The organism is Gammaproteobacteria bacterium (ex Lamellibrachia satsuma), from assembly GCA_019623805.1.
GTDB lineage: Bacteria > Pseudomonadota > Gammaproteobacteria > Chromatiales > Chromatiaceae > QGON01.
Map to the genome: position 1 here is coordinate 3,735,390 of CP053680.1, position 12,920 is coordinate 3,748,309.

Below are 12,920 nucleotides of genomic sequence, written 5' to 3' on the forward strand. Positions count from 1 at the left end.
TTACCCTTTGATCTCACGCAGGAGCCGGAATCCGGTCACCTTGTCGGCGCCTCCTCCATGCTTCTGACTGAGGTTGATACTGCAGGTGTCTGCCGGTGAGTTAAAGTGGCCGCCCCTGACCTTGGTCCCGCTTGAACTGTTTACCCACTCCTGCAGGTTGCCCACAAAATTGAACAGGCCCCAAGCGTTCTGCGGTGCCACATTGACCTCGATGGGCGCGCCACCCTTGACCACCGAACCGCCACTGCGCAACAGACAATTGAAGTCCGAACCGGCGGGTTGACGCCCCTTGGCCTTGGCGGCGTGCAGCCATTCATCCTCCCGTGGCAGCCGGTAGGTGTGGCCGGTCTTCCCGGTCAGCCACTTGGCATAAGCCTGAGCCGTCTGCAGTGAGATATTGTTCAAAGGAAGCTTGGTGTTCTTGCCTGAACGGGGTTCGCACTTGCCGCTCAACCGACAATAGGTATTGTAGTCGCCGACGGAGATCTCGTAGCGGCCGATGGCGTAGGGTGTGGTGTTTCCTGCGCCGGCCGGTACCACGACCATAATGGGACCGCGCTGCTTGCCCTCCAGCAGATCGTAACAACGGAACTTGCTGCTGCGTTTTCCGTAACCGGCATATTTTGGATTACAACGGTCTTTCGAGAGGGGCTGTTGTAACGCCTTCAGTTTTTTCTTGAAAGTGGCATTATCGTTCCAGCGTTCGATAGCCTGTTCCACCTTGGCGATGGCCTGTTTACGGTCCTTTGCCTTTAGCGCTGTCTGGTGTTCGGAAAAGTGCTTTTTTGCCTGTTCCCGGCGTGCCTTCAGGGACTTCCCGAGGCGTGCCAGATCAGGGTGGGCCGACTCCTTTTTCTTTGCCTCCTGCAACAGTTTTTGGGCCTCGTTGAGGCGTCCAGCGTCGACTGCCGCTAAACCGCGTGCGGCAAAAATTGATGGTTTGGGCGGCTTGGCGATCACAACTTTTGTCAATGCCCGGTTTTCGGGAAAGAGTTGCCTGGCAGCGGTGAGCAGGGAGGTGGAGACCTCTGGATTCTTTGCGTTTTCAATACGCTTGATGAGCAGCGCGACATATTTTTTCTCAGCCACCGGGTACTGCTCGGGGAATTTTTGTTGCAGCTTTTGTAACTCGGTTTCTTGCGCGTAAAGTTTTTTCGGTGGCTGTTTTTTCAATGCCTGGCCAACCTTTTGAAATTCGACTTTGCGCTGGAAGTCACCCAGTTTTTCGGTAAGTTCCAGCATTTCCGGCGCAATCGTCAGACCGTGGCGAACCAGTTTTATGGCCGCGGCAAAGTCATCTCTCTTAGCCCGTCTTTGTGCCAGACGGAGATAGGCCCCACCGATGGCTTCGGGGCCGATGACCTGAAGAAAAGGGTCATTCGCCGGTAACTCCTGCTGCAACTCCTGCAAAGTCTTGCTGGCTTTTGTAACATCGTTTGCCTTGGCCTGGGTGAGCAGTGATTGTTTGGTACCCTCTACCCGGGCCAGCCGGATGCGTTCCCTGTTCTCTTGCTCCCAGGCTGATTCCGCCGAGGTCAGCAGGCCGCGTTCCGTCTTGAAACGGTTCGTCATGGCTGGAGCAAAGCGTTCACCCTGACTCAACAGGGCACCCGCCTTGGCGAACTGGTCGGCGCTACGCTCTTTCTCTGCCTGCTGCAGGTAGAGTCGGCCGATTTTCTCTCTCTGTTTGCTGAGCCAGGGATCATCAGCCTCGATCAGGTTATTGAGACTGTTCAGTGCGGTGTCCAGTGCCTGTTCCCAGGCAGCGGTGAATTTTGCCCCGGCGGTCAACTGTTCGATGATCCGTTTGCGCTCGGCGATCTCCTGAGCCAGCAGTTCCGGGGCGCGTTTGCCATCGAGCAGACGTTTCTGCTGTTCCCGCATATAGTCGCTGGAGAGTTGTCCGGCAAACTGTTTCAACAGGGTATTGGCTTCGCTCCACTTCTCCTGCGTGATCAGATGTTCAAGCCGGGGCTGAAGCAACTTGCGCAATCCCGCTTCAGCCTGGCTGAGCAGAGGATCGCCGGGTTGGATCAAGCGCAGCTGCTCAAGGGGTTTTTCCACCCCCCGATAGCCATCAAGCGTGTCGATCCCGGGGAGCCTCTGTTTGAGATCCCGGTGCAGATCGACCAACAGGGCTTGGGCCTCCTCTTTGTTGCGCATCAGATGGATTCGGGCCGCCAGATTCTCCAACGCCACGTCATCGGGGAACTGTTTCAGGCCCGTTTCCGTCAGTATGGCGGCGCTATCTACGTCGTTTTTCGTCAGGAGGCTGTTTGCCTGTTGGCTGTAGGCATTGGCGAGACGTGGATCGGTGAGCAGCGGATGTTCGGGATCAAGCTGGCGCAGGATCCCGAGAACATCGGCCATATCATCCATTACTGGATCGGGCAGCAGACGCCCTGCGGTCAGGTTTTCGTTGAAACGGCTATCCAGGCGATTGAGCAGGTCGTTGCGGGCATCCTCCATACGCTGGGTGGTGCGGAAAACCTGGATCGAATCGGGATAGAGGGCACCGGCCAGGGTCATCTGCCGTTCAGCAGCGACATAGTCGTAGCTCCCCTCCTGGGGAGCGAAGGCGGCGTCAGCCAGACTGATGTAATACGTGAGGATCGCCTCGCGGGCGCTGGAGATCACCTCGCGCATCTGAGCAGGAGGGAGTTCCTCGGTTACCTGCAGGCCTTCCCTGATCTGATTCTGGGTGCCTTGGTTGATGATGCCGATGAGGCGGGTTACCGCCTTGGAGGATAATAAGCGTTGGGATTCGGGGCTGAGCTCGGTGGCGCTTTCCAGCAGCTGGGGGATTTGGGCAAGCTTGGCCTTCTCAACCTCTGCCGCCAGTTCGGTTGCGCGCTGTTTCTCAAGATAACCCGGCACCAGCAGCCAGCCCAGCAGTCCGGCACCCATGACGGAGAGCCCGGCAATAAGCGGCAGCCGGGATTTCTTCGGGGTCAGTTCGTCGAGAAACTGTTCGACGCTGGGGGTGCGGTCTTCACGTTCGAAGGCCAGCCCCCGCTGCAGTCCTTTCCACTGACGCCGGCTCAGCCCCTTGATTCGCTCCGGGCGCAGTCCCTTGTTTTTCGCTTCAGTGGCGGGCAGACGACCGAAGGGGCGGCCGCCGGTGAAGAGTTCATAGGCGACAATGGCCAGGGCATAGATGTCGTCCCGGGGATCGGGGTCCTGGCCCTCCAGCATTCCCAGGCTGGCGTATGTGGGGGTAAGCGCCCCCAGGGTGCTGGCGTCGAAGGCGGTGACATCGCTGCCCGCTTGGGGGATCTTCGGCTTGGCCGCCCGGGCGATACCGAAATCGAATACCTTGACCTCACCATCCTGCGTGAGGAAGACGTTGCCCGGTTTGAAATCTGAGTGAATGATGCCTGGTTTGTGGTTATGGGCGGCCTCCAGCGCCAGACTCATCTCGGTGATCAGTTTCAGCGCCTGCTCCGGTGACATGCCAGTGCCGCGCAGTTTCTTGATTACCTTGTCGAGGGGGCTGCCTTCGAGGAACTCCATGGCAATGAAGTAGTTGCCGTGTTCGTCCTTGTCGAAGTCGAAGATGCCGATGACATTGGGGTGTTTCAGGTCCTGGGCCTTGCGTGCTTCCCGCTGCAGAGCCATCAGGGAGGCGGCGTGCTGCTTGAAACTCTCGTTCAGCAGTTTGAGTGCGACGTAGGGTTTGCGGTCCTTTGCCTCGACTTTGCGCTGGTCCAGTGCCTTGAAGACCACCCCCATGCCGCCGCGGCCGATCTCCTCCACCAGTTCGAAACGCTGGTTGAGAATGTCGCCTACCTCGGGTTCGTGGCTGATCCGGTTTGACGCTGTGGTGGTTCCCATGCCTCTGGTACTGGCCCAGGAGGGCGCGTTGGAGGTCTGGGAGGGTGAGGTGGGCGGGGTTGTATGCCCGGTGGCAATCCTGGTGGCCTCGTCGTCGACAGGTGTGGGGGACGTTGGACGGGTGACGACCCGCGTTGCCTCGTCGTCGATTACAGGTTCTTTGCCGGGACGGGGGATTACCAGGGTGGCATCGTCGTCTCTGTCGATGATGTGAGTCTTCTCGTCCTGGGGGCTCTTTTCGGCAACTCCGGATGGTGGCACAGGAGTTTCTGCATCGGCGGGGGCTGGTCTCTTGATCCGGGCCAGCATTATGGCGTGGATCTGGGGTGGCAGATGTCCCGAGCGAAAGTCTTCGTCAATCGCGTTGATTAGCTCAGGAATCTGTTCCGGGGTCTCTACGGCGATTCGGGAGAACTGCTCGATTAGCTCGTCGGCGTTTATGCTGCCTTGACTGAGTCCGTTCAACAGGGTCCTGAAGTCTGTCATATCCGTTCAGACTGCCTCGTTTCGGCCCGGGCTACCACTACGGTAACGTTGTCCCTGGCCCCGCGCTCAAGGGCGAGATCGATGAGCCTTTGGCAGTAGTCCCCTGGGAGCAGCTGCATGGCCAGGATCTGCCCGATCTCCGGGTCTGCCACCTCCTTGTTGAGGCCGTCACTGCAGAGCAGGTAGAGGTCCCCCGGTTCGACCCGGGTATCGTCCATGTCCACATAGAGCGCTTCCATCGCCCCCACCGCACGGGTAACTACATTGGAGGCGGGGTGGTTCTCCGCATCCTCCCGCAGCAACAAACCCTCTGCGACCAGCTCCTCCACCTGGGTGTGATCCTGGGTCAGTTGGGCCAGTTCGCCATCTCGAAAACGGTAGGCGCGGCTGTCACCAGCCCAGAGAAGCAACAGATGGGCCGCATGCGCCAGCATCACCACCACCGTGGCGCCGATGGTAATATTGCCGCCACGGCGGGTGGCTTCCGCCAGCAGTTGCTGATTGATGTCGAGCAGGGTCTCTTCCAGCAGATCCACTTTATTGCTCAGGGCATCCGGCAGGCTCAGTTGCTGCATCCGTTCCACAATCAAACCGCTGGCCAGGTCGCCCGAACTGTGTCCCCCCATGCCATCCGCCACCACCCAGAGGCCCGATTCAACCCGGTCGAGGCAGGCATCTTCGTTCAGCTTGCGCACCTTGCCGACGTTGCTCAACGCGGTGGATTCCCAATATACGGTGGTCGTCCCGCTCATTTGGCTTCCGTTTCTGCGGGTTTGCCGGTCTCCGGTTCACTTCCGTTATCACTCTCCAGGATGGGTGAGGGGGGCAGGGGAACCCGGTATTGGCTCCAGTTCCAGTTGACCCAGTTACCGTCGAGCAGGGCGGCGAAACCCTGAATCGGCGGCAGGCCTTCGGTGACCAGCAGGGAGGGACGAACCCGTTCCGAGCCCTCGCTCCACCAGAGGCTGTAAGCGAGAAAGGTCCGTTCCAAAAGGGTCTGGTTAAGGGCGGTGCTTACCGGGAATGCGGATTCGAGGGAGGGGAGTTCGAACTGCCAGGCCGCTCTTCCCAAGCTGTTGCTGGTGACGGCTCCGGGATGGGGCGGGATCTCCGGTGGTGACAGATCGGTCAGGGCTAAATCGAAATCTTCCAGGGGGATCTCTTCCGCCAGGGAAGCCAACGCAAGTTTCTCGCAGCGTGAAAACCACTCAGCGTCATCCTGTAGTAGGGCCGTCAGGTTGCTGCCTGGTTCCAGGGGGACTGCCACTGTGAGAGGGAAGTAGCGGCCGATCCGATCCACGCTGGGCATCAGGATGCCGCACCAGGCGGTCTCGCCGCATAACCCGGTCGAGAGGGCAAAGCGCCAGATCGGGCTGGTGAGGTAGATGTCGAGCCAGCCCTCTCCGAGTTGCTCACGGCTGTCTGCTACGGCGCTCTGCAGCCAGCGGTCCCAGGGGTCGGTGAAACCACGGGGCAGGCGGCGGGTGAGAAAGTCGCCGTGGCTTGGCAGCTTGCCGAAAAAACCGCTGGCCTGTGGGGCAGCATGGGTCAGAGTTTTGCCGGACAACGGAACGCCTCCAACTCCGGCATGCGGAACGGGTTGATGATGCTGTCGGCTCGCAGTTCGAAACGGGCAGTTTGCCCCCCGAGGCTGAAGCTAACCTGGAAACGGTCGGCCATCGCAGTATCCTTCACCTCGGCCTGATCAAGCAATTTGAACCAGGCCCAGACACCGTCCTTGGAATCGGCAGAGGTACGGCCTTTAAGATTCTCGAAGAGGATTCTGACCTGCCCGCTGCCGTCGGGGGCAGGCCACTGCATGCGGGTGTTGCGGGCCGGTCCGTGGCGGTAGCTCAGCTTCTGGCCATCGAGATCCAGCAGGAAGCGGCTTGTCTCTGCATCGAGGTAGGCGGGCTTGAGACTGAAGGCGATCTTGGGCCGTTTGCCCCCTTCTGCGAAGAAGACATCGCGGATGCGTACAGCGCGCTCAAACTGGCGCAGGGTGTTTGCCGAAACGCCCATCGGGTGGCCACCGGCCTTTTTCCAGCGCCAGGGGCTACGGTTGGTGTCGGCGAAGGGTTTGATGTTCTCCTCGAAAAACTTGTCCATCACCTGGCCGGGGCCGAAGAAGCGCGAGAAGTCGCTCAGGGTGACCTCCTTCTCGGTCTCTTTGGAGAGGGGGTAGCGGCCCTGAATGCCGCGGCGGCAGAGCGGCAGCACTTCCGCCTGCCAGCGTTTGGCCAGTTCGTTACGGGAACTGCCCACTACCACGCCCCAGCCCCGTTCGGTGAGTGCGTAGACCCACTCGTTGACCGGTCTGGGCAGACGCTTGGCCCGGCGTTGCAGCCGTTTGGTCGGGTCCTTGGAGCCGGAGGCACGCTGTTTGGCGGCAGCCAGTGCGGCGCTGCCACCGGCGGCTTCCAGGTCGGCCAGGGAGGCGTGCAGGTCGCCCAAGTCACCGATCAGACCTTCCAGCGGAGCGGGGTTGTCACCCTGGGCCTTGGCCAGCTCGATGAGCCGCTCGAAGGTCTCCTCAACCTGCACTGCAACCGGATCGAGGGATTTGCCCGGGGTCTCTACCCCTGATTTGCCGGCCGCCCGCATCAGCCGTTCCAGGCGGTTTTTCTTCTGGTAGGCACTTGTGCTCAATTCCGCGGCAATATCCGCCACCCCCTTGGCCTTGTCGGCGGCGGCAGCCATTTTTTCATCGGTCGGGGCTTTGCTCAGGGTGGTGTTGTCCGCAACCACCCGTAACAGCTTGCGCAGGGGGGAGGAGGGACCGGAGGCCACGTCCAGCACTTCAACACTTTGGGTGAGAGAGCGTATCTTGACGATGCGCATACCATCGAGCAGGCCGCGCCAGGCCGCTATGTAGTCCTCTGCGTAGAGATCTTTGACCGCTTTCACCAGACGCAGCGCTTCGGCATCGCTGATCTCGCCGGCGTCTGTTTCGGCTAGGATCCAGTTTTCGCTCAGCGCGGCCTCCGCCTGCTCCAGGGTTTGGGGCAGGAAGATGTTATAGAAACCCTGACGGGTGTAGAGGGCCGGGATACGGGTCTTTTCCAGGCTCCCTTCGTTGACGCCGAAGACCAGGTCGCCGTGACGCCCCAAGGCAGTGCCGAGCAGAAAATCCTTGCTGCGATCCGCTGCCGACCGCTGGCGTATCTGGCTGTAGATCTGCTGTGACAGGGGGATTTCTGTCAGCGCATCCCGTGCCTGGGCCACCAGCTTGAGATTCAGGGGCAGGGGTTTGAAACGGGTGGAGAGCAGACTCTCCAGGTGGTTCATCAACCGATTCTGGGCCTCGCTTTCGCCGGCCAACCTGTTTCCCCAGTCCACTGACATGAAGAGTCTGATCTGCTCAGGATCCAGGTGCTCGGGGTAACCCAGCATCAGGTAGCTCTTCAAGGCCTCCCGCAGCAGGTCTTTCTGCTCCCGGCTCTGCAGATAATCCTCGAGCCGGGCGCCGAGGCTGTAGAGGAAGCGCCCCTGCAGCGTCCGCTGGTAGGCCGAATCGGTGGCGGGCCCCAGTTTCTTGCCCTGATAGAGCCCCATGCCCATGAGAAGGGGCGTATCCTCAGGGTAGACTTCGGTGGCGGCACGCAGATCGTCCAGGGGTGGCAGGAGTTTACGGAAATCGGTGATGCGGTAGTCCAGATCTGAGATCGACTGTTGATAGCTCTCTAGGTTATTTTCCAGGTTGCCGACCTTCACCTGGTTGCGGGTAAAGCTGGTGGTCCAAGCCAGCGCGGTGAGAATAGTCAGCAGGATCGCCCCACCATAGGCACCTCGTTGCATCCAGGCCCGGCGCAGCTCGACCTTCTTGTCACTACCGGCCAGACTAGACTCCGGAAAGATGACGCTGCGGAACAGATCCTGGATGAAGTAGCTGCGGCCGCGTCCGCTGAAGGCGGGCAGCCGTATGCGGTCGAGGCCGAAGTTCTGGGCCAGGTTGCCCAGCAGCCGGTCGATGGGTGTGCCCTCCTGGGTGCCGCTGGTGAAGTAGATGCCGCGCAACAGTTGCCGGTCCTCGAAACGGCTGGGACGAAAGACGCCGTCGAGAAAACGGGTAAGGGGTTCTTTCAGAGAGGCCATCTCCTGGGGAAAAGCGAAGATCAGATTGCGTCGCTGGATGTCCCGCTCCTGGTGCAGGCGGGCCAGCACCCGGTCGTTGAGACGGCTCAGCAGGGCATCGAATTCGTCGGGAAAGCGGCTTACCGCCCCCTCGGTGCTCTCTGTCGCCTCCAGGGGCAGGGTCATGCCCCAGACCTGAGCCCGGTCCTCGCGGCCCATGTCCTCGAAGAATTCGGTGAAGCCACCCACCAGATCGGACTTGGTGAACAGCATGTAGACGGGTGCCTTCACTCCCAGTCGTTCGTTCAGTTCCTGGATGCGGCTGCGCACCGAGCGTGCGTGCAGGCTGCGCTCCTCCTCGGTCTGCAACATCATGTCGGAGAGACTGACCGCGATGAGGATACCGTTGATGGGGCGGCGTTTGCGGTGTTTCTTCAGTAGCTCCAGAAAGCCGAGCCAGGCGGCGGAGTCGACGGCCTCGTGACTGTCCTGGGTAGTGTAGCGCCCGGCGGTGTCGAGCAGCACAGCGTTTTCTGTGAACCACCAGTCGCAGTTGCGGGTGCCGCCCACGCCGCGGATGGCGTCTTTGCCGAAGCGGTCGGAGAGCGGAAAATTGAGTCCGGAGTTGACCAGGGCGGTGGTCTTGCCCGATCCCGGTGGACCGATGATGATGTACCAAGGCAGCTCGTAGAGGTACTGGCTGCCGCTTTTCCCCTTGCCGCTCTTTTTCAACACTCCCAGGGCTTCGTCAAAACGTTCCTGCAGGATCGACAGTTCCTCTGCCGACTGTTCAGCGCCCGGCGCCGCATCGGATTGGCTGATCTCCTCCATCATCGCCTTGTCGGCCTTCTGCGCCCGTAACTGATGCCACAGCAGATAGAGCACCCATAACAGGAGGAGGAAAACGATCACCAGACCCCGCACGATCATCCCTTCCAGCGGCACCATGCCGGCGATGGCGATCAGGGGGCCGATGAACCAGATGATGATACTCAGGGCGATCAGCCCGAGCAGCTGGATTACCCAGCGCTTTTTGAAGAACCCTGCGATCTTGCTCATCACTTCTCCAGGATTATCTCGACACGGCGGTTTCTGGCCCGGTTCTCCGATGAATCGTTGGGCACCAGCGGCTCGTTATCGGCACGGCCATCGGCAACGATTTCACCCTTGATCGCAGCATCCTGGCGCAGGATCTCCGCCACCGACTCGGCCCGTCCCATGGAGAGGTGCCAATTGGAGGGGAAGCGCAGGGTGTGGATCGGAATATTGTCCGAGTGTCCGGCCACCAGGATAGGGTCGTCGACATTGGCCGCCAGGGCCTCGGCGATGCGCTGCAGCAAGGGCCTGAAGCCTGACTTCACCTGATCGCTGCCGGAACCGAAGAGTCCCTTGTTTCGCAGGCGGATGACCACGTCGGAATCGTTGTTGATCAGTTCCACCAGTCCCTCCCGAACCTCTGGTTCCAGAAAGCCGGAGACCCGGTCGTAGAGGTCGTCCTTCACCGGCGGTGGAGGAGGTGGGGCGGAGTCGATCTCCGGCGGAACCTCACGGCCCACCGCGTAGACGTCTTTGAAGACGGGGGCGGAGGTGTCGTTGATGAAGTAGCTGAAGACCAGAAAGGTGCTCAGCAGCAGTACGCCGGAGAGTGCGGCCACCACCCAGAGCGGGATGTAGTGGCGCAGGGTGTTGTCGCCCAACTGCTCGCCGCGCCAGTGGACCGAAAGATCCTGCTCGTATTCACCACGTTGCATTCGGATGGTGCGATAGACGCTGTCACGGATCTGTTCAAGGGTCCGGTTGCCTCCTTCGATAATGCGGTATTTGCCCTCGAAACCCATGCTCAGGCAGATATACATCAGTTCCAGCATCTCCAGAAAACGGCCTGGATCCTTGAGCATGCGCTCCAGCATCTGGAAGAACTTTTCGCCGCCCCAAGCCTCCTTGTGGAAGAGGATCAGCAGGCTCTCCGTACTCCAGGGACTGCTGCTGCCCCAAGGGGTGTTGAGCACAGTTTCATCGATCACGGTGCACAGCGCGTAGCGGGCGGCGAAGATGCTCTCCTGGTCGATCCCGCCGGAAGCGGCCCGGCTTTCGAAAAGACGGAGTTCTTCCTCCATGCGTCGGCGCAGGCTGTTGACATCCGGGTGGCTCGGGGCGTTGCGCAGTTTGCCCAGCAGGGAGAGCAGGGGGGCGGCGGCGGTCACCAGAGGATTGAGACCCCGGTCGACGTCATAGCGGCCGGGCGGTGGAACCGGCGCCCTGGGCTGCATCGGTGGTGGTTCGGCCCGGGGCGTGGCAGCTCCACCGCCCGGCCGTCTGCCGCCGGGCATGGGACGGATCACCGTCCGGTCGCTGTCGTCACCGTCCGCGTCGAAAAAGGGGTCGTCGGTAGTCACGGTTGGTCACCCTTTGATAGCCCAGAATTCGAGTTCGAGACCGGGAAACTCGCCACCGATGTGGAAAGCGAATCCGCCGGAACTCTTGAGCTGTTTCCATAGTTCGCTGCTGCGATCGAGTTCAAAATAGGTCAATCCGGCATGGTAGGGGATCTGCCTCGGCGCTACCGGTAAAGGTCGTAGCGCTACCCCCGGCAGTTGCAGATTGACCAGTTCGCGGATCTGTTCCACCGGCCCGATCTTGACCTGGGCCGGGAGACGGTTGCGCAGGGTCTCGGTAGGCATTTGGGAGCCCACCGCCAGCACGAAATTGGCGCTGTCGATCAGACTGTGGTCGGCCAGCGCTGCGACCCGGATGCCGTATTTGCGATCCTGCAGCGGGATCGCCACGGCATTCTGTTCGAGTACCATGCTCAGGGACTGGCGCATGGCGTTCATCAGCGCCTCGAAGGTCGCCTGCAGATCATCGTGGCGGTAGGGCGGCAGTTCAAGGGGGCGCTTCTCCCGCGAGGTGAAGGTGGAGAGTTCCCCGGCAGTCTGGACGCCGATCTGGTAGAAGGCCTCGGGGTGGAGTCCCTCCATCTGCGCCAGGTGGGTGAACAGGGGCTCCAGCCGGTTGACCGCCTGCAGCATCATGAAGTCGGCAATCTCCGCAGCGCCACCCCGGCCGGATGCGGTGATGCGCCCGGCGAGGGCTTCGCCCCGGTGATGCAGCAATCCCTGCAGCTCATCGAGAAAACCGTGCAGCCGACGATGAGACCGGCAATCGAGGGCGGGAGGCAGGAAGTCCTCGTCGAGCAGCAGGTTCATGTCGGCCCGCAGTTCCACGATCCGTGCCAGAGGCATGCAGATGAACTGGCTGCGGTCTTCGCCGTCGAGCATCAGGCGCAGGCGCAGGCTGCCGGTCTGGACCAGGGCCTTGGTGTCGGCGCCGTCGTTGCTGTCGTCCACCTCCTGCTCCCTGGGCAGGTAGCGGGCCAGCACTTCCGGGATATCGTTGCGGTCGGCTTCCACCGCCCCCTGTCGGCGGGCAGGCAGGGCCAGGTGGATCAGGGTGTCATGGGTGTTCTCCGGTATCTCAAGTATGGGTGGAGGGGTGTCCTCTCCTGGGATGTCGAAAGGGGTGCCGTCCGGTAACACACCCTTGCAGCGGGAGACCGACAATTTTCCCTGGGTCAGCAGATCCTGGTCGATGCTCAGTTCCCGGATGCCCCAGCCGTAGGCCCGGAGTGGCGCGCAGCGTGATTCCAACAGGTTTTCCAGGTAGCGATCGTGCTGCTGGAAGTGGTGAGGCCGGAGGAACATGCCTTCCGACCAGATGATTTTGTTGCGCCAGGTCATATCCGGGTCCCGGGTCAAAAATTGAAAAGTGGCTCTTTGGATTTCTTCTCTTGTTCTTCGTCTCCCGGAGGTTTGGTCTCCGAAATGGAAACCTCACCGCGTCCGAGCAGAATGGTATAGGCGTTGACTTGATGGAGTGCGATGGGGGCAGTCGCCCGCCAGATAGCGTTGTTCAGGTCGCGGAATGCGGCCATGACGCCGACAAAACGGGTCTGGGGATCGAGTTCCCGCAGTAAGGGAAGTGTCTCTCCGGGTTTGACCTTGAACTCATCCCTGGCCACCAGGTCGGCGCCCAGTACTGCGGTGTCGTCGTCGTACAGGGTAAAAAAATCTGTGTCTTCAAAGATACCCGGGGTCTTAAGCTCGTAGAAGCGGACCACAACCGGTGAAGGGGTGCCTTCGGCGTTTGGATTAACGTGGAGCGAGGCGATGAACTTGGCGCTGAGTTGGGTAGGGGGAGGGGCCTTTTTTTCACCGCAGCCGGCAAAGAAGAGAGAGACCATCAGGGCGAAGAACAGAAGCAGATGGCGGGACCGCATGTTTTCTCCTTGGGTTATCAATGCCCAGTTCCTAAACTTAGTCTACCCTACGCACTATCGCCACGTTTATCCTACGTGGATGGGTGGTGCAGGCAACCTTTCGTTAGAGAGTATAACGGATTCCCGGAAACCCATTCCTTTTCGCAGCCACTTTATTGTGTGTTATCTGATCAAGCCCAGGTCAGGTAACCGCTGAACGAATCCTGTCATCTCGACCGTTAGGGAGAGATCTCCCGCACCGGAGTTTGGT

At 60.6% G+C, this 12,920-nt stretch carries 7 protein-coding genes; all 7 read right to left on the reverse strand.

Annotated features, from left to right (window positions below; translation table 11 throughout):
• On the reverse strand, positions 1-3,834 hold the full coding sequence (locus HPY30_16165) for a protein kinase (GenBank protein QYZ68092.1): 3,834 nt from the start codon (positions 3,832-3,834) through the stop codon (positions 1-3).
• A 482-nt stretch (positions 3,835-4,316) separates the two neighbouring features.
• Positions 4,317-5,033, reverse strand: a complete 717-nt coding sequence (locus tag HPY30_16170; GenBank protein QYZ68093.1) for a serine/threonine-protein phosphatase — start codon at positions 5,031-5,033, stop codon at positions 4,317-4,319.
• Positions 5,034-5,068: 35 nt separating this feature from the next.
• Positions 5,069-5,830 carry a type VI secretion system-associated protein TagF gene (tagF, locus tag HPY30_16175; protein ID QYZ68094.1) on the reverse strand — a complete coding sequence of 254 codons (762 nt, stop codon included), beginning with the start codon at positions 5,828-5,830 and terminating at the stop codon, positions 5,069-5,071.
• 38 nt (positions 5,831-5,868) lie between these two features.
• Positions 5,869-9,453, reverse strand: coding sequence for a type VI secretion system membrane subunit TssM (gene tssM / locus HPY30_16180; protein ID QYZ67382.1), 3,585 nt, complete (start codon positions 9,451-9,453; stop codon positions 5,869-5,871).
• Positions 9,453-10,790, reverse strand: a complete 1,338-nt coding sequence (gene tssL, locus HPY30_16185; GenBank protein ID QYZ67383.1) for a type VI secretion system protein TssL — start codon at positions 10,788-10,790, stop codon at positions 9,453-9,455. Before tssL ends, tssM begins: the two co-directional genes overlap by 1 nt.
• 6 nt (positions 10,791-10,796) lie before the next feature.
• Positions 10,797-12,131, reverse strand: coding sequence for a type VI secretion system baseplate subunit TssK (gene tssK / locus HPY30_16190; GenBank protein QYZ67384.1), 1,335 nt, complete (start codon positions 12,129-12,131; stop codon positions 10,797-10,799).
• Between the two features lie 14 nt (positions 12,132-12,145).
• Positions 12,146-12,670: a type VI secretion system lipoprotein TssJ gene (gene tssJ / locus HPY30_16195; GenBank protein ID QYZ67385.1), complete on the reverse strand. Its 525-nt coding sequence runs from the start codon at positions 12,668-12,670 to the stop codon at positions 12,146-12,148.
• Between the last annotated feature and the right edge of the window lie 250 nt (positions 12,671-12,920).